The sequence below is a fragment of the Sphaerisporangium aureirubrum genome (assembly GCF_042658925.1).
GTDB classification, from domain to species: domain Bacteria; phylum Actinomycetota; class Actinomycetes; order Streptosporangiales; family Streptosporangiaceae; genus Sphaerisporangium; species Sphaerisporangium aureirubrum.
This window is the reverse complement of the sequence record NZ_JBHSRF010000043.1, coordinates 16,420-33,575: the sequence shown is the minus strand read 5'-3', so window position 1 is coordinate 33,575 and position 17,156 is coordinate 16,420. Positions and strand designations below refer to the sequence as shown.

14 protein-coding genes are annotated in these 17,156 nt (G+C 73.6%); 6 read left to right on the top strand and 8 right to left on the bottom strand.

Annotated elements, in window-relative coordinates:
* Positions 1-86: 86 nt before the first annotated feature.
* The 3 genes from ACFP1K_RS25140 to ACFP1K_RS25130 form a co-directional block, all read right to left on the bottom strand.
* Complete coding sequence (locus ACFP1K_RS25140; protein ID WP_380757552.1) at positions 87-1,232, bottom strand: RNA polymerase sigma factor; 1,146 nt, start codon at positions 1,230-1,232, stop codon at positions 87-89.
* Positions 1,229-1,636, bottom strand: a complete 408-nt coding sequence (locus ACFP1K_RS25135) for a YciI family protein (protein WP_380757550.1) — start codon at positions 1,634-1,636, stop codon at positions 1,229-1,231. Before ACFP1K_RS25135 ends, ACFP1K_RS25140 begins: the two co-directional genes overlap by 4 nt.
* A 100-nt stretch (positions 1,637-1,736) precedes the next feature.
* Positions 1,737-2,237: a pyridoxamine 5'-phosphate oxidase family protein gene (locus ACFP1K_RS25130; RefSeq protein WP_380757548.1), complete on the bottom strand. Its 501-nt coding sequence runs from the start codon at positions 2,235-2,237 to the stop codon at positions 1,737-1,739.
* A 152-nt stretch (positions 2,238-2,389) separates the two neighbouring features.
* Between ACFP1K_RS25130 and ACFP1K_RS25125 the strand changes: the two genes are divergently transcribed.
* Together ACFP1K_RS25125 and ACFP1K_RS25120 are read left to right on the top strand one after the other, a co-directional pair.
* Positions 2,390-3,547: an AI-2E family transporter gene (locus ACFP1K_RS25125; protein ID WP_380757546.1), complete on the top strand. Its 1,158-nt coding sequence runs from the start codon at positions 2,390-2,392 to the stop codon at positions 3,545-3,547.
* A 101-nt stretch (positions 3,548-3,648) separates the two neighbouring features.
* Entirely contained in the window at positions 3,649-5,865 is a 2,217-nt protein-coding gene (locus tag ACFP1K_RS25120) for an acetate--CoA ligase family protein (RefSeq protein WP_380757544.1), read from the top strand.
* A 43-nt stretch (positions 5,866-5,908) separates the two neighbouring features.
* On the opposite strand, the gene ACFP1K_RS25115 is transcribed toward ACFP1K_RS25120, so the two are convergent.
* Positions 5,909-8,809, bottom strand: a complete 2,901-nt coding sequence (locus tag ACFP1K_RS25115) for an NACHT domain-containing protein (protein WP_380757542.1) — start codon at positions 8,807-8,809, stop codon at positions 5,909-5,911.
* Between the two features lie 313 nt (positions 8,810-9,122).
* Between ACFP1K_RS25115 and ACFP1K_RS25110 the strand changes: the two genes are divergently transcribed.
* Positions 9,123-9,275, top strand: a complete 153-nt coding sequence (locus ACFP1K_RS25110) for a hypothetical protein (protein WP_380757540.1) — start codon at positions 9,123-9,125, stop codon at positions 9,273-9,275.
* Positions 9,276-9,562: 287 nt separating this feature from the next.
* Here the strand turns inward: ACFP1K_RS25110 and ACFP1K_RS25105 are convergent, their stop codons facing one another.
* A complete protein-coding gene (locus tag ACFP1K_RS25105) occupies positions 9,563-9,979 on the bottom strand; it encodes a ferritin-like domain-containing protein (RefSeq protein ID WP_380757539.1) in 417 nt (138 codons plus the stop codon).
* A gap of 76 nt (positions 9,980-10,055) precedes the next feature.
* Positions 10,056-11,597, bottom strand: coding sequence for a phytoene desaturase family protein (locus tag ACFP1K_RS25100; RefSeq protein ID WP_380757537.1), 1,542 nt, complete (start codon positions 11,595-11,597; stop codon positions 10,056-10,058).
* A gap of 94 nt (positions 11,598-11,691) precedes the next feature.
* Here ACFP1K_RS25100 and ACFP1K_RS25095 point away from each other — a divergent pair, with 94 nt between their 5' ends.
* From ACFP1K_RS25095 to ACFP1K_RS25085, 3 genes are all read left to right on the top strand, one after another.
* Positions 11,692-12,726, top strand: coding sequence for a pseudouridine-5'-phosphate glycosidase (locus ACFP1K_RS25095; protein ID WP_380757535.1), 1,035 nt, complete (start codon positions 11,692-11,694; stop codon positions 12,724-12,726).
* Complete coding sequence (locus ACFP1K_RS25090) at positions 12,727-13,680, top strand: carbohydrate kinase family protein (RefSeq protein ID WP_380757533.1); 954 nt, start codon at positions 12,727-12,729, stop codon at positions 13,678-13,680.
* Between the two features lie 252 nt (positions 13,681-13,932).
* Positions 13,933-15,678 carry a hypothetical protein gene (locus ACFP1K_RS25085; RefSeq protein ID WP_380757531.1) on the top strand — a complete coding sequence of 582 codons (1,746 nt, stop codon included), beginning with the start codon at positions 13,933-13,935 and terminating at the stop codon, positions 15,676-15,678.
* 18 nt (positions 15,679-15,696) lie between these two features.
* On the opposite strand, the gene ACFP1K_RS25080 is transcribed toward ACFP1K_RS25085, so the two are convergent.
* Positions 15,697-16,164, bottom strand: coding sequence for a GNAT family N-acetyltransferase (locus ACFP1K_RS25080; RefSeq protein WP_380757529.1), 468 nt, complete (start codon positions 16,162-16,164; stop codon positions 15,697-15,699).
* 90 nt (positions 16,165-16,254) lie between these two features.
* On the bottom strand, positions 16,255-17,127 hold the full coding sequence (locus ACFP1K_RS25075) for a helix-turn-helix domain-containing protein (RefSeq protein WP_380757527.1): 873 nt from the start codon (positions 17,125-17,127) through the stop codon (positions 16,255-16,257).
* Positions 17,128-17,156: the final 29 nt, after the last annotated feature.

The following is a 17,156-nucleotide window of genomic DNA, read 5'->3' as shown; positions in this document are numbered from 1 at the left end:
GGACGGCCCGCGGAGCCGAGCCTAGGTTCACTGAACGTAGCAATACAATCGCTTTAAGTGACCGAGAGTGGCCGCCCGCCGCTCGTTCACCCGCGCAGTCGCGCGTTGAGCCGCGCGGCCTGTCGCGTGAGGTGGTCGCGTTCGGCGAGGCTGGGCGCCGACCGGGCGGCCTCGGCGTAGAGGCGTGCCGCGGTCACCGGGTCACCGTCACGCTCGTGCAGGTACGCCGCGGCGGCGGTGTGGCGGGGCAGGGCGGGGTCGAGCTCCGCCAGAGCGGCCAGGCCGGCCCGGGGGCCGTCGGCCTCGCCGACCGCGACGGCCCGGTTGAGGCGGGCCACCGGGCTGCCGGTGAGGCGCACCAGTTCGTCGTACCACTCGACGATCTGCACCCAGTCGGTCTCCTCGGCCGTGAGGGCGTCGGCGTGCAGCGCGGCGACGGCGGCCTGGGCCTGGAACTCGCCCAGGCGGTCGCGGGCGAGGGCCGCCTGGAGCACGTCGACGCCCTCGGCGATCAGGCGGGTGTCCCACAGGCCGCGGTCCTGCTCGGTCAGGGGTACGAGCCTGCCGCCCGGGCCGGTCCGTGCGGGGCGCCGGGCGTGGTGCAGCAGCATGAGCGCGAGCAGTCCCGCGATCTCCTCGTGGTCGATCCTGGCCGCCAGCTGGCGCGTGAGCCGGATCGCCTCGGCGGCGAGGTCGACATCGCCGGAGTAGCCCTCGTTGAAGACCAGGTAGAGCACGCGCAGCACGGTGGCGACGTCCCCGGGCTGGTCGAACCGGACGCCCGAGACGGTCCGCTTGGCCCTGCTGATCCGCTGGGCCATGGTCGCCTCCGGCACGAGGTAGGCCCGCGCGATCTGGCGCGTGGTCAGGCCGCCGACCGCGCGCAGCGTGAGCGCGACGGCCGAGGCCGGTGTCAGGGACGGGTGCGCGCACAGGAAGTACAGCCGGAGCGTGTCGTCCACCGCCTCCGCCGGGCCGGGCACGGGCTCGGTCTCGACGCGCACCTCGCGGTGCCGCCGGGAGGTGTCGGCGCGGGCGGCGTCGAGGAACTTGCGCCAGGCCACGGTGACCAGCCAGCCCTTGGGGTCCCGCGGCGGGTCGTCCGGCCACACGCGCACGGCCTCGACCAGGGCGTCCTGCGCGGCGTCCTCGGCCGCCGCGAAGCCGGCTCCGCGACGGACGAGGACACCGATCACCGCGGGCACCAGCTCCCGCAGCAGCGGCTCGTTCACTCGGTCACCGTGGGCGGCTCGGCCAGGAAGGGCCGCACCTCGAGCCACTCGTGGATCGGCTTCCCACCCGCACCCGGAGCCGCGGACAGTTCGCCGGCCAGCTCGAGCGCCCGCTCATAGGTCTCGACGTCGATCACCATCCAGCCGGCGATCAGATCCTTGGTCTCCGCGAACGGCCCGTCGGTGACCGGCGGCCGCCCCTCCCCGTCGTAACGGACGAACGTGCCCTCCGGGGAGAACGCCTGAGCGTCGACGAACTCGCCGGTGCCCTCCAGCCGAGCGGCGAAGTCACGCATGTACTGCACATGGGCCGAGACCTCCTCCGGCGTCCACTGCTCCATCGGCACGTCGTTGACCGCTGCCGGCGCGCCCCGATAGTGCTTGAGCAGCAGGTACTTGGCCATGGTGTTTCTCCTTGGTGTGGTACGACCCCATTGTGGCCGTGTTCGCCCCGGGGACGGAGCCGCGCCCGGGTTCTCGACATCGACATCGGCCTCGCGCCGCTCAGCCGCGCCGGCGCTCCTCCCGCTGCCGGACCAGCTCCTCCACCGCGCTCGGCAGGGTCGTCTCGAAGTCGATCAGCTTCGCCCAGCTCGGGGTCACGACGATCCGGACCATGCCTTCGTGGTAGAGCGAACGGACCTCAGCCTCCCACTCGACCCGTTGCTCGGGCGTCATCTCGTAGGTGCTGGTCGCCTGGAGGTACTCGTCCGGGATGCCGTCGACGAAGTCCAGTTCGGCCCGGCCCCGGATGAGCAGGATCTTGGGCGGGTGCACCTCGGTGTCGATCGTCAGGGCGACCATCGGGTTCACGCTCAGGCCCTGAAGCTTCGGAGCGTTCTTCGACGTGCTCATGACGATCTCCGAGCCGTTCCAGGTGAAGATGATCGGGACGTTGCGAGGCGTGCCGTCCTTGGCGACGTAGGCCAGGCGGGTCACGTCGCGCGCCAGCAGCTCCTTACTGATCGGCCGGTTCAGTACCTCGGTGATCTCGTGCGGTCGCACGGTTACTCCTCCCGTTGTCGCTGATGTGCCTGGGACGGAGCCGCCGCCACGTTCTCGACACCCGGTAGGCGCCGAGTTCCGGGGATCCGCGCGACGACACTCATCCACGCCGGTCTGAGTCCGATCCGCCGGACTATGTCTAGGGTGTCCTTGTGACTGCCACGCCCAATGCCACGAAGACGCGCTCCGCGCTGCGCACGTCGGCGCGTATCTCTCTGGAGATGCTGCTCGTCGTGCTGATGACCGCGGTGAGCCTGTGGATCCTGGGCCGGATGTGGTCCGTCATCTGGCCGCTCGTGATCGCCCTGCTCCTCACCACGCTGACCTGGCCTCTGACGCGGTTCCTGCGCCGGCATGGCTGGCCTCCGGCTCTGGCCGCCTCGGCCGTGACCATCCTGTTCCTCCTGGTCGCCGCGGGCACCGTGGTGCTGATCGCGGTCCCGGTGGCGTCCCAGGCCGGTGAGCTGTCCACCGGCGTGGGCAACGGCATCCAGCAGTTGCGCGACTGGGCCGCCGGGCCGCCGCTGAACATCGGCGCGGATCAGGTCAGCACCGCGCTCGACGCCACGGTCAAACGCATCCAGTCCAGCGTCGGCAGCATCGTCACCGCCACCCTCACCGGCGTGGGCACCGTCGTCAACGGCCTGGTCACCTCCGTCCTGGCGCTCTTCCTGATGTTCTTCTTCCTCAAGGACGGCCCGCGGTTCCTGCCCTGGCTGACCCGCCAGCTGCCCGGCCGCCTCGCCACGGACGTGCCGGCCGTGGCCGCGCGCAGCTGGGACACCCTCGGCTCGTTCGTACGCTCCCAGGCCTTCGTGGGCCTGCTGGACGCCGTCTTCATCGGTCTCGGCCTGTGGATCGTGGGCGTGCCGCTGGTTCTCCCTCTGGCCGTCCTGACCTTCGTCTCGGCGTTCATCCCCATCATCGGGGCGCTGTTCGCCGGCTTCGTCGCGGTCCTCATCGCGCTGGTGTCCAACGGGTGGCCGGACGCGCTGGTCGTGCTCGCCATCATCGTCGCCGTGCAGCAGCTCGAGGGAAACGTGTTCCAGCCCATGGTGCAGAGCCGCGGTCTCGGCCTGCACGCGGCGGTGATCCTGCTGGCGGTGACGCTGGGCGGCAGCCTGGCGGGCATCGTGGGCAGCCTGCTCGCCGTACCGATCGCCGCCCTGATCGCCGTGATGTGGAACTACCTCCGCGAACAACTCAGCGACCCACCCCAAGATCCGGCGCCCGACATACCGGAAACCGACCGGCCGAAAACCGACGAGCCGGACACCGGTGCCGCCGTCCCCGCGGAGAAGCCGGCCTGACGCACCGCGCTGGAACGCGGGCGGCCCGCGGGGGACGCGCGCGGCCGGGGCGGGGCCGCCAGGCTTGACGCTGACTGGGTACTCAGTCAGGGTTGGCTGGTGTGAAGCTCACGCGTCTGCTGGCGCCGCGCTCGGTGGCGGTGGTCGGGGCCTCCACGCGGCCCGGGTCGTACGGGAACCTCGCGGTGGCCAACCTGGTGGCGGCCGGGTTCTCCGGGCCGGTGTTCGGCGTGCACCCCAGCGCCGCGGAGGTGCACGGGGTCCCGTGCGTTCCCCGGATCCGGGATCTGCCGGTCGCACCCGACGCGGTCGTCATCGCCACTCCGGCGGCGACCGTCCCGGCGCTGGTCGCCGAGGCGGGGGAACACGGCTGCGGTGGCGCGGTGGTGTTCGCGGCGGGGTTCGCCGAGACCGCCGCCGTGCCGGGGACGGGCGCGGTCCCCGCGGGGGTGCGGCTGCAGGAGGAACTGGTCGCGGCGGCGGCGCGGTACGACATGCCGGTGTGCGGGCCCAACGGGAACGGGATCGTGGCGGTGGCCGCCAGGGCGCCGCTGTGGGGGGACGCGTACGCGCCCCGCCGGGCAGGGCCGGTCGCGCTGATCTCCCAGAGCGGCAACGTCGCCGTCAACGCGCTGCTCAGCACCCGGGCGCTCCGCCCGCACACCGTCGTCTCCTGCGGCAACCAGGCGGTGGTGGACGCGGCCGCGTACCTGTCCGCCCTGGCCGAGACGGACGGCGTCCGCTCCGTGGCCCTGTACCTGGAGGACGAGGGAGACGGCGCCCGGCTCGCCACCGCCCTGGCCGCCTGCGCCGACCACGGCGTCCGCGTCGCCGTCCTCAAGGCGGGCACCAGCCCGCTCGGCGCCTCGGCCGCCGCCGCCCACACCGGCGCCCTCGCCGGGGACACCCGCATCCTCAGAGCTCTCATAGAGGAAGCCGGCGGCGCCTGGGCCCACAACCCCCACGAACTCCTCGAACTAGCCAAAACACTCGCCCACGCCGGCCACCCACGCCCGAGCACCCCCCGGCCGGCGCCACCCGGTCAAGAACACGACACGCTCCACCGCGTGGAGCACGCCCCGGCCTCCCCGGTGGAGAATGCCCCGCGCCATGAACCCCCCGCACGAGCGCGGGGCGTCCTGATCGTCACCTGCTCCGGCGGTGACGCGGCCGTCGCCGCCGACGAGGCGGCCCGGCACGGCATCCCCCTGGCCACGTTGAGCGACACCACCGAAGCGGCCCTCATCCCCGTGCTCCCGGCCACCGCGACCCCCGGCAACCCCCTGGACTACACCGCCGTCATCTTCGGCGACACCCGCCGCGTGGCCGACCTCATCACCGTCGCCGCCTCGGACGAGTCCGTCGGCCCCGTCCTCGTCTACTACGACCGCCCCGCCCGCATGCCCGAGGACGCCGCGGCCGAATGGGACGCCGCCCTGAACGGCATCCTCTCCGCCACCGTCCCCGGCCCCCTCCTCGTCGCCTCCACCCTGCCCGACCTCATGCCCGAGGCCATCGCCGAACTCCTGGTCGACCACGGAATCGTCCCCGTATCCGGCCTCACCGAGGGAATCCTCTGCGCCGGAGCACTACTGGCCCACTCCGCCGGCGGCGACCGCCTGCGCGCCATCGCCGGCGCCGCGTCCTCCCCGCCGGCCGGAGGTCACCCGTCGGCGCCGTCGCACGGCGGGACACCGATGGCCGAGCACGAGGCGAAGCCGCTGTTGCGGGAGTACGGGGTCTCCGTGCCCGACGGGGTCGTGGCGCGGACGGCCGAGGAGGCCGTTGTGGCGGCGGGAAGGCTTGGGGGGGACGTCGCGCTCAAGCTCAGCGGTCGCGGGATCCGGCACAAGAGCGACATCGGGGGGGTCGTGCTCGGGCTCGGCGACCCGGAGGGGGTGCGCACGGCGGCCACGCGGCTGCTCGGCCTGCCCGACGCGCGGGAGGCGGTGCTGCTCGTCGAGCGGATGGTGGCGCCGGGGGTGGAGCTGATGGTGGCGGTGCGCAGGGACGGGGTGGTGCCGGTGCTGGCCGTGGCCCTGGGAGGTGTCTGGGTGGAGGTGCTGGACGACGTCGTGCTGGTGCCGCTTCCGGTGACGCCGGGACGGGTGGCGGCGGCCGTACGGCGGCTGCGGGGGGCCGCGCTGCTGACGGGCGGGCGGGGCCGCGCTGCCGCCGACCTCGACGCGTTCGGCGAGCTGGCCGCCCGCGCGGCCGTGCTCGCGCTCACCGAGAACCTGGATCTGCTGGAGCTCAACCCCGTCATCGTCTCGCCGGGCGGCGCCACGGCCGTCGACGCCGTGCTCGAGAGAGCGTAGAGATCTCGCCGTGAACATCGGCCGCGCACGGCGGGCCGCGTCGTCACTGCCGAACCAGCAGCAGTATTTCGTTCCCCACGATGTGCCCCTCGGCCCGCTCCTGGATCGCGACCAGCCCGCGGAACGCCTCGGCCAGCGACACGACGGCCCGCCCGGCGGACGCGCCGGCGAACCTGCTCACCGGGGACGGCGTGGCGGACGTGGCGGGCATCGACAGCACCGCGAGGACGGCGAGCAGTTCGACGCGCGCGCAGGTCAGCGTCATCGGGTCACAGGGAGCCGAGCGGTCCAGGATCGGGACGATCGACGCCCGCACGCCCTCGGCCAGCCGCAGTGCCGTGGCCATCGCCTCACCGTCGCCGGGCAGATCGCGCAGCAGGTCACAGGCGCGCCGCATCTGGACGTCCGGCGGCTTGCGAGCGGTCTCGCGTGACTTCAGCGGGCCGCTTACCAGGCCGGTGAGGTAGTCGTCGAAGTCCGCCACCTCCTCACCCGTGCGTGATCTACGGTTCCTGGTCGTCGCGCGGCACGCGACGAGAAGCTGGAACGCGTCCAGGACGGAGGACCGGAAACCGGACAGGCTCGCGTGGTCGAGCGCGGAGTCACGGTCACGTTCCTTCGCGGGGCCGCCGACGCGCACGCCGAGTTCGCGCGCGAGGTCCCGTGCCAGCTCGCGCACCTGCATGGCGTCGGCCCAGGAGATCATGCGGGGCAGCCGTTCGACCTGGCCGGGGGAAAGGCGGCCGTCCCTGCCGAGGTCGAGAAGACCGGCGGAGCCGACACCTCCGTCGAACGCCCGCTGCCGCACCACGATCCGCAGGTAGGGGGTCGTGCTCGCGCGGTCGGCCGCCGGGCGGCGGCGCAGCGTCCGCGCGCCGACCTCGTAGGGCCACGGCGCGCCGTCCGGCCGGTACAGCCGGGGCCGGGCCTCGCCGTGTGCCCACACGGTGTGGCCCGCGACGCCGCCGACCAGGCCGGCGGCGGGGTCGGCCAGCTCGGCGTCGGTGGGCAGCCGGTAGACGGTGCCGTCGTCGAAATGCGTGTTGAGCCAGGAGACGAAGCGGGCCGCGTCCGCGCCCCACATGCCGGTGGCGGGATCGCTCTCCTGACCTGGCGCGGGGTCGTCCCGCGGAATGTGCCGCCCGGCCGCCCGCCTGTCCTTCGTGAACAGCGCCCACAGCTCGCGTTTCACCGGGTGCGCGCAGACGGCGGTGCCCTCGCCGAGCACGATGACGTCGCGCAGGCCGCGTGCCGCCTTCACGCCGGTGATCAGCCGGCGGCGCGCGTCGTCCTCGCCGTGCGGCTCCTTCTCGGCCGGCAGGGTCTCCAGCTCGGCCCGCGTGCGGGGGTCCACGGCCACGGCCTCCTCCGCGCAGTCCAGCGCGAGGGCCAGCGCGCGGACCGTTCCCGAGGCGATGCACGCCGCGATGACGAGGGTGGCGTCGTCGGCGCCGGCCGCCCACAGGCGCGTCGTCTCCCTCCACCACGGGTCGTCCACGTTCTCTGTGAGCAGCCCGAGCAGCTCGGGGTTGCGGCGGATCTGCTCCGCGGTCAGGTACTCCTGCAGCGTGGGGTGGGCGAACGCGTACAGCTCCGGTCCCCGCTCGACCAGCAGACCGCTCCTGACGACCTCCTCCAGGAAGACGCGCGAGTCCACACCCGGGGAGATCTGCCGCAGCGCCTCCTCGACCATGTCCTCGGCGCCGGCCACGGAGATGTCGTTGACGTGGTCGCGGGTCATGGCGAGCGCCAGACGCCGCACGACGTTCTCCTTCTGCGGGCCACGCAGGCCGGTGGCGTCGGCGAGGCGCTTGGCCTCCTGGCGGCGATGCAGAAGCACCTCGCACATCTCGGCGTACAGTTCGGCGCGGCTGCCCGGCAACTGGTTCCGGTACAGGTGCACATTGGCGATCATGGTGAGCAGCAGCGGGTTGGCGGCCAGGTCGTACAGCGCCGGCGTCGCGCGCAGGCGGGCGATCAGGTCCTCGGCCTTGGCGCGTGCCGCGGCGCGGACCTGCTTGCCCGTCGCCTCGGCGTCCCTGCACTCGATCGCGTAGTACCAGCCGTCCAGGAACCGGGAGATCTGCTCTCCGGTGAACCTGCGCACCTGGAGGACCTCCGCTCCCGGCAGCCCGTCGGGCTGGAAGCCGTGGGAGCGGGACGTGATGATGAACCGGTTGCGGGGATACCGCTCGATCTGGCGCCGCACCCAGGCCACCACGCCGTCCGGCACCTCGTCCAGGCCGTCCAGCATGACGACGCACCCGCCGCGGTCGAGGCGGCGCTCCACCCACGACGCGGGCACCTTGCCCTGCAGCCAGCCCGCGGAGACCGCCGCGGCGCCGAGCGTGGGGGGCTGTTCTCCGACGATCGCGCAGGCGTGCTCGCGCAGGTACAGCAGCACCGGCAACAGCCGTCGCGGCGCGCCGGACCACCCGCGTTCACACAGGCGCTGCGCGGTGTGGCGGACCAGCGTGGTCTTCCCCGACCCGGGGTCGCCCTTGACGACGAGCACCGGGCTCGCGCCGCCGCGCAGGAACGACTCCAGCGGCCTCCGCTCGCCGGGCGGGCCGCTCCGCGGCGTCCGCCCGTCGTCGTGCGGCGCTTTCAGGGTGAGGCTCACGTCCACGTAGACCTGCCGTAGTTGCAGGGCGTACGGCGGATTGGTGCCGACACCGATCGTCTCGATCGCGCGGACGCTGTCCCGCAACTGCCGCATGTACGTCCCGCGCCGTCCCCGTGGCCCCCGCGGCGCCCCCACCGCCGTGGTCCCCCCGGCCAGCACCTCGCCCGACCACAGGCTCAGCGCCGCCACGGCCACCGAGACGTACGCCCAGCCCCAGCTCAGCCTCCCGTCGCCGAACACCTGGCTGGTCGCCACGGAAACCGCCACCATTCCCGCCGCGCCCGTCATGATTCGCAGGCCCGTTCTGAGGCCGCTCATCCGACCATCCCGTGTTTCCTCGCCCCGTCCGGGTGTCCCGTTTTTCTGTTTGACGCCGGAAAATATCATGAGCGTGCGCGGCCTGTACCCGGAAAAATAAACCGCTATCGGTTGATTTAGGCAACTAACCCGATCAATCCGGAACGGATTAAATGTAAACTTTCTCGCCATCAATGCTGTTTCCGGCCAGAGCCACCGGCGTAACCGCAGCTCACGGGGCCGTGCCCGCTCTCGCCTCTGTGCGTTTTCCGCGGCGGGCGCGGGGTGGCGGCGAGGGCTTGACGCCGACCGCCGCCGCCGGCGAGGTGCACGCGTGCCGTGCGTGCCGCGGATCAGGGACCTGCCCGCCGGGCCGGACGCGGTCGTCGTCGCCACACCTGCCACCACCGTGCCGGGGCCTGGCGGCGGAGGCGGGCCCGGCGACGTGACGGCCGTCGACGCGGTGATCGTACGGGCCGGCGCGTGACGGCGAGCGGTCCTCCCCGCGCTTTCCTCGCAACGTTATGAAACCGGGCAAATACCATTAATTGCCGTGAATCCCCCGCGCGTCACCGCCGGTATTAGCTGATCTTTCAGCCCGGCCAAGGACGTCGAGCCCATTCCCGCCATATGACGGGAATGGGCTGTGAAATGGATAAGCCGGGCCGTTGTCGGGGCCCGGCCATCTTCGGCGAAATAGCTCCACGGGTGAGAGCGTCCCAAGGCATTCCGCGGGGACGGCACCCGGCCGCTGTACTGGTACGCAGGAGAACGTCAGCGTCCCAGGGCGTTCTGCAGGTCCATGACGTGGTCCTGGGTCTGCTGGAGGAGGGGGCGCAGGGCTTCCGCGACGTCGGGGAGGCCGAGGTCGTTGGCCTGGGCCACGCGGTCGCGGTAGCGCTGGAGCTGGGTCTCCTCCAGGGTCAGGTCCTGTTCGAGGGCGGCGGCGCCGTCGGGGACGCTCTCGATCTGGGGGACCCTCACCGAGGGGACGCCGCCCAGGAAGGTGATCTGTTCGGCGAGGGTGGTGGCGTGTTCCAGTTCCTGTCGCAGGTGGGCCTTCAGTTCCTCGACCAGGTTCTGGTACTCGGGGCCCTTGATCGTCACGCTGTGCTGCGTGTACTGGACTATGGAGCGGTACTCGCTCTCCAGGTCCTCGTTCAGGAGAGCGACGAAAGACTGCTGGTCCACTCTGACCATCCTTTCCGCGAGCCGTGGTGCCGCCCCCTACCCCGGATCGGCGCGCCGATGCGGCCCGCGAGGTAGATCACGAGGTGGCGAGCACGGCCATGGCGGCGTTGTGGCCGGGGATGCCGCTGACGCCGCCGCCGCGCCGGGCACCCGCCCCGCACAGCAGGACGCGCTCGTGGGGCGTCTCCACGCCCCAGCGGCCCGTCTCGGCGGGGTCCTCGGCGAACGGCCAGGTCAGGTCGCGGTGGAAGATGTGGCCGCCGGGCAGGCCCGCCTCGTTCTCCAGGTCCACGGGGGTCTTGGCCTCCAGGCACAGGTCACCGGCGGGGGTGCGCAGCAGGCAGTCCTCCAGCGGCTCGGCGAGCACGGTGCCGATGGACGCCAGGGTGGCGGCGAGGGCCTCGGCGCGGGCCGCCTCGGGGTCGGCGCGGAACAGGCGGGCGGGCATGTGCAGGCCGAACAGGGTCATGGTGTGGGCGCCGGCCGCGCGCAGCCCGGGGCCGAGGATGGAGGGGTCGGTGAGCGAGTGGCAGTACACCTCGGCGGGGGGCAGCGAGGGGATCGCGCCCGCCGCGGCCTCGGCGTACGCGCGGGCGAGCTGGTCGCGGCCCTCGTTGATGTGGAAGGTGCCGCTGAACGCCTCGGCCGGGTCAACGGTGGGGTCCTTCAGGCGCGGCAGCCGGGACAGCACCATGTTGACCTTGAGCTGGGCCCCCTCGGGCGCCTCCGTCTCCGCCGCACCGAGCAGGCGCGCCAGGACGGCCGGCGGGGTGTTGGCGAGGACGCGGTCGGCGGTCACGGTGTGCTCGGCGCCCTCCCCGTCGCGGAAGCAGACCTCGCCGGACGGGTCGATCGCGACGACCTCCATGCCGGTGCGGATGTCGGCGCCCGCCCGGGTGGCGGCCTCGGCGAGGGCGCCGCTGACCGCGCCCATGCCGCCGACCGGGACGTTCCAGTCCCCGGTGCCGTCCCCGACGACGTGGTAGAGGAAGCACCGGTTGGTGACCAGGTCGGCGGCGGGGTCGGCGAAGGTGCCGATGAGGGCGTCGGTGAGCACCACGCCCCGTACGGTGTCGTCGGTGAACGTCTCGTCGACCACCTCGCCGATGGGGCGCTCGAACACGTCCCGCCACAGCTCGGGGTCGGCGACCACGTGATCCCGGACGTCCGCCCGGTCCCGCAGGGGCTCCACCAGGGTGGGGGCCAGGCGGGCGGCGAGCCGGGCCGTCCCGGCGTAGAAGCGGCGCCACCGCGCGAGGTCGGCGCCGCCGCCGGTGACGGCCGCGAAGGAGGCGGCGGTGCGGCGGTCGTCGCCGTTGTCCACCAGCAGGCCGCCGTCGCCGACCGGGGTGTAGGAGGCGAAGCGCCGCCGCCGCAGGTCCAGGCCGAGCCCGAGGTCGGCGACGATCTTGCCGGGCAGCAGGCTGACCAGGTAGGAGTAGCGCGACACCCGGGCGTCCACGCCGGGGAACGCCTGCGCGGAGACGGCGAGCCCTCCGGTGTACGGCTGCCGTTCCAGCACCAGGACCCGCCGGCCGGCCCGGGCGAGGTACGCGGCGGCGACCAGGCCGTTGTGCCCCGCGCCCGCGATGACCACCTGGTAATGCGAGCGTCGCATGACAAAGTCTCCTAACCCGGACAGTACGGTGAGACAGCACATCAGGGGAACAAATCCCCCTGGAGCGTACCGACGGAAAGGGCACGGAGCGAGCATGCAGACGAGCGGTCCCGGCGCGACGATCATCGAGACCTCCCCCGAGGTCGCCGAGGCACTGACCACCGGCGCGCCGGTCGTGGCGCTGGAGAGCACGATCATCTCGCACGGCCTCCCCCAGCCGCGCAACCTCGCGGTCGCCATCGAGCTGGAGGAGCTGGTCCGGGAGGCCGGCGCGGTGCCCGCCACCATCGCCGTGCTCGACGGGGTACCCCAGGTGGGCCTGGGCAAGGAAGGGCTGGAGCGGATCGCCGGCGAGTCCGGCCTGCGCAAGCTGGGCTTCCGCGACCTCGCCCCCGCCGCCGCGCTCGGCGCCAGCGGCGCCACCACCGTGTCGGCCACCGCCTTCCTGGCCGCCCGCGCCGGGATCCGGGTGTTCGCGACCGGCGGCCTCGGCGGCGTGCACCGCGACTGGACGGCCAGCCAGGACGAGTCCGCCGACCTGGACACCCTCGCCGGGACCCGGATCACGGTCGTCTGCGCGGGCGTGAAGTCCATCCTGGACGTGCCCGCCACCCTCCAGCGGCTGGAGACGCGAGGAGTCACGGTGGCCGGGTACCGGACCGGCGACTTCCCCGGCTTCTACCTGCACACCTCCGGCCTGCCGGTGGACTGGCGGCTGGAGGACCCCGCGCAGGCGGCGGAGATCATGCGGGCGCAAGACCGGCTCGGCGGCCCGGAGGCCGCGCTGATCGTCGCCAACCCGGTGCCGGAGGACGAGCAGCTCGACCCGGCGCTGCACGACCGCGTGCTCGCCGAGGCCCTCGCCGAGGCCGGCCGGCAGGGCGTCACCGGCCAGGCGATCACGCCGTTCCTCCTCGACTACCTGGTCCGCGGCACCGGTGGCGCCTCCCTGGAGGCCAACCTGGCCGCCGTCCGCGGCAACACCCGCCTGGCCGCCCGCATCGCCACCGCCTGGGCCGCCTTCCCCGCCCCCACCGCGCGCTGGGGCGACCGCGCCCCATCGGGTGTCACGCACCCCGTCGGCTTCACCGCCGCCTCCGGGGACGCGTCACCCGCCGTGGAGGGCTGAGTGGCGGGGCTGCTCATCATCGGGGACGTCGTCACCGACGTGGTGGCCCGGCACCGGACGCCGGTCGCGCCCGGGACCGACACCGAGGCGGACATCGTGCTGCGGGCGGGCGGCTCGGGGGCGAACACCGCGGCGTGGGCCGCCCACCTCGGGGCGGACGCCCGGCTGCTGGCCCGCGCCGGGTACGACACCGGCTCCTGGCACGTCGCCGAACTGGCCCGCGCGGGGGTACGGCCCCATGTGCGGATCGACGCCGGGCACCCGACCGCCGTGGTGATCGCGATGGTGGACGCCGCCGGGGAACGGACCATGCTCACCACCCGCGGGGCGAGCCGCCGCATCGGCCCCGACGACTGGGACGACGCGCTGCTGGACGGCGTCGGCCGGGTGCACGTCTCGGGGTACACGCTGTTCGCCCCGCCGGGCCTGGAGCTGGTCCGGCTGGCGACGCGGGCCGCGCTGGAGCGGGGCGCGCCCGTCAGCGTGGACCCGGCCTCCACCGGGTTCCTGCGCGAGTTCGGCCCCGACCGGTTCCTGCGCGAGACGGCGGCCGCCACCCTGGTCGTCCCCAACCGCGACGAGGCCCTCCTGCTCACCGGCGCCCCCGACGCCGCCACCGCCGCCGAGGCGCTCAGCGCCCGCTACGGCACCGCCGCGGTCAAACTCGGCCCGTCCGGCGCCCTCCTCGCCGTCGGCGGCACGGTCGTCCACCACGCCCCCGGGACGACCGTCACCGGGGACGCCGCCGACTCGGCGGACGCCGGGGACGGGAAGGGCGTCGTCGACTCCACCGGCGCCGGGGACGCGTTCGCCGCCGGGACGCTGGCGGCGCTGCTCGCCGGCGCCACCGCCCAGGAGGCCGTGGAGGCGGGCTGCCGAGCGGGAGCCGCCGCGGTGACCCGCGTCGGCGGACGCCCGGATTCCGGGCGGCCGGTGGCGACGGCGGGCCGGTGACCGCGATCGGCAGCGGCCGGTGACCGAGAGTGACGAACGGCCCCACGCCGCCCGGTGCCCGAGTCCGCGCGGCGGCACCCGGGTGCTCTCCGCGCCAGAGCGCTGACGTGCGGTTACGTCCTCGTCACGGGTTCAGGCATACGAAATCGTAGGCCGAGGACTATGTTCTCCTTGATGACGCCAATTGCCAGCGTCCGGCGTAAGCTGCACCATTAGCAACATGCGTCACACTCGGGAGGATGCGGTCAGCCGATGGACGCCGATTCAATGATCTGCCTGAGTGATCTGGTACCCGCCCTGCGCTGGAGCCGCCCTCAGCAGGTCGCCGAGGTTCTCGCGGATCCCCGGCTTCCCGGAGGCTGGTGGGGATCGGTGGCGCTGGGCCGCGCGCTCGGCACGACCGGTGTCGACTGGGTCTGCGACCGTCTGTCCCGGCTGGCCGTGCACCGCTGGGACCACCTCGCGCTGATGGACCTTCTGCCCGCGCTCCAGGTGCACACCGTGGACCCCGCGCTCCCCGGCTGGCCCGAGCCCGCCCGCTCGGCGATCAACGGGATGGGCGGCTGGGACCGGCTGCGCAGGCTGACGGCCGCCGACCTGCGGGGGCCCGCCGTCCCCGCGTCCCCCGAGGTCATCATCACCACGGTCTTCCGGGAGATCCTCGGCCGGGTGCCCGCCGTGTCGTCCCAGGTGCCGTCCGCCACCCTGTCCCCGTCGGCCGCCCCGCCCGCCCCGGCCTTCGCGGCCCCGGCGGAGGCGCCCCCGGTGCCGTCCTCCCCGCTGACCCGGCCCGTGCCCCCGACCCGCGGGCCCGCCCCCGCCGGGATGCCCACGCCGTCCGCGCCGCCCGGCCTCGGCGGCCAGCCCCACCTCGCCGTGCCGGCGGCCGCCCCCGCGCCGCCACCCGCGCCGCCCGCCCCTCCCGTCTCCGACAACCCGCTCGTGCGGCTGGTGGACGCGGTGTTCCGGGAGTGGACGCCGATGGAGCGGGCCGTGGCCATCGAGCGGCTGTTCGCGGCCGAGCCGATCAGCCTGCGCACGCTCGCCCACGAGCTGCACGTGGACCGGGACGTGCTGTCCCAGGCGCAGCGGGCCGCCGAGGAGCGGGTGCTCCACTGGCTGCGCTCCCCGGAGTCCACGGCCGTCACCGGGCACCTGTTCCGGCTGACCGAGTGGCTGGGCGCCGCCGCCACCGAGGATCAGCTGATCGCGGCCGACCCCGCGCACCCGATCGACGTGCCCTCGCTCGGCACGCCGCTGTGGCGGGTGCTGGTCGCGCTGATGCCCGACCGGCGGCTGCAGGACGGCTGGCTGGTGGTCGGCGACCTGACCCGGCTGCGGGAGCGGACCGTCCAGGTGCTCGGCGGCAAGACCAGCGGCGAGGACGCGGTGGAGCTGCTGGCCCAGCTCGGCATCCGCGCCCACTCCGCCCAGGCGTGGATCGACTCGCTGCCGAAGACGCCGATCTCCTCGATGGAGCCGTCCCACGCGGCCACCACCACCGGCGGCTTCCCCGCGCCCCTGCCGCGCCGCACCCCCGGCGCCAACGGCCACCAGATCCGCGGCGGCCTGCCCATCCCGTCGGTCGCGCAGAGCCTCCCCGACGCCCACACCGCCCAGACGGCCCTCGCCGCCCTCACGGCCCTGTCCGGCCCGCCGCGTCCCCATCTGGTCCCCGAGCCGCGCCAGTCGCGCACGCCGCTGCCCGGCCCCAACTCGGATCCGCGGCGCTGGCAGCGCATCGACGTGACCAGCGAGCACCTGCGCGGCGAGCCCGTCCCGGTCCCCGAGGGGTACGCCACCCAGCTCGGCATGCGCCCCGGCACCCTGCTGTCGGTGACCGGCCCCGGCGACAACGCCGTGGTCCTGGTCTGGCGCGACCGCCAGCCCGTCTTCGACTCCCTGCAGCCGGTCCTGATGCGCCTCAACGCCCGCCCGGGCGACTCCGTATACGTCACCGTCGACGGCTACCGCCTGGACGCCCAGCTCACCTCGTGATCGTCGTGAGCCTCGTGGTCACGCGGGCGGGGCCCCCGGCGCGTCCTCGGCGGGCCTGATCGTCTTGCGGTAGTAGGTGCCGGCGCTCTCGTAGCTCAGGGCCTGGTAGAACTCGGGAGCGCGGCGGGTGGCCAGGGCGATGTAGCCGGCGTCCCGGGTGCGGGCCCAGGTCTCGAACTCCTCCAGCAGGGCGCGGCCGAGACCCCGGCGGCGGAAGCCGTGCTGGGTCATGGCCTCCTCGACCCAGGCGACGTGCCCGTTGGCGAACAACGTCAGGTGGACGAAGCCGAGCAGGTAGCCGCGGACGTGGCCGCCCACCGCCGCGACCAGCACCAGGGCGTCGGGGTTGGCCAGCAGAGCGGGAAAGGAGACGTCGAACGGCTCGCGGCGAGGCCGCACCGACAGGGCGAACTCGCGGGTCAGTCCGAAGATCTCCTCGGCATCCTTCTGCTCCGCCCTGCGCACCAGGAGATCATCAGATGTCATGAAAAGGACTTTAGGGAGTAGACCCGTCGTCCGTCCATTCCGCCTCACCCCTCCCGGCGCGCCGCGCGTACCCGTTGAGTTGTCCCATCGTCACCCACCGTACGACGGCAGCGGGCGCGCCGCGTCCCGCGCCACCGTCCTGCCGCGCCGTCTCATGGCGCCGAGGCGGCCCAGGGCACGCTCGGACGGGCTGCCCGGCTCGGCCTGGAAGGTGATCAGCTTCTGCCCGGGGCTGCTGTCGATGGTCATCACCTCCATCGTCGTGATCACGTCGCCGACCACCTCGTGGTGGAAGCGCACGGGCGCGCGGATGCGGCCCCGCACGTCGTGGCGGCCCCACAGCCGCCGGAACTCCTCGCTGGCGCCGGTCAGCTCCTCGATCAGCTCGCCCAGCGAGGGATCGTCCTGGCACACGCCGGCCGCCGCCCGCAGGTGCGCCACCTTCTGCCGGGTGTCCTTCTCCCAGTCCAGGTAGAACTCCCGCGCGTGGGGGTTGAGCAGGGCGAGCCGCAGCAGGTTGTCGCTGTGCTCCAGCCCGTCGTACAGCGCGGCGGCCACCATGTTCCTGACCAGCACGTCCAGCCGCTGGTTCACCACGTAGGCCGCCACCCTGTCCCAGCCCTCCATCAGCAGCACCACGTTGCGATCGACCCGGGAGGTCGGCGTGTGGGGGCGGCGGCGCCCGCGCGGGCGCGCGAGTTCGTGGAGGTACTCGGCCGCCTCGACGTCGAGCTGGAACACCCGGGCCAGCGCGTCCAGCACCTGGTCGGACGGGTTGCGCTCCCTGCCCTGCTCCAGCCGGACGTAGTAGTCGGTGCTGACGCCCGCCAGCATGGCCACCTCCTCCCGGCGTAACCCGGGAGTGCGGCGACGATCGTGCAGACCCGGCAGCCCTACCTGCTCGGGGGCCGTCAGATGACGTCGCGCGCGGAGGAACTCCCCCAAACGTCTCTCACGCTGCATATCGACAAGTGTCGGTGCCGCCCTGGGGC

Bases quoted from the DNA above. Each gene is read 5' to 3' on its own strand.
- ACFP1K_RS25135 (WP_380757550.1), bottom strand. From the start codon at position 1,636: ATGGCCAAGTACCTGCTGCTCAAGCACTATCGGGGCGCGCCGGCAGCG.
- ACFP1K_RS25115 (WP_380757542.1), bottom strand. From the start codon at position 8,809: ATGAGCGGCCTCAGAACGGGCCTGCGAATCATGACGGGCGCGGCGGGA.
- ACFP1K_RS25100 (WP_380757537.1), bottom strand. From the start codon at position 11,597: ATGCGACGCTCGCATTACCAGGTGGTCATCGCGGGCGCGGGGCACAAC.
- ACFP1K_RS25095 (WP_380757535.1), top strand. From the start codon at position 11,692: ATGCAGACGAGCGGTCCCGGCGCGACGATCATCGAGACCTCCCCCGAG.
- ACFP1K_RS25085 (WP_380757531.1), top strand. From the start codon at position 13,933: ATGGACGCCGATTCAATGATCTGCCTGAGTGATCTGGTACCCGCCCTG.
- ACFP1K_RS25080 (WP_380757529.1), bottom strand. From the start codon at position 16,164: ATGACATCTGATGATCTCCTGGTGCGCAGGGCGGAGCAGAAGGATGCC.
- ACFP1K_RS25075 (WP_380757527.1), bottom strand. From the start codon at position 17,127: ATGCAGCGTGAGAGACGTTTGGGGGAGTTCCTCCGCGCGCGACGTCAT.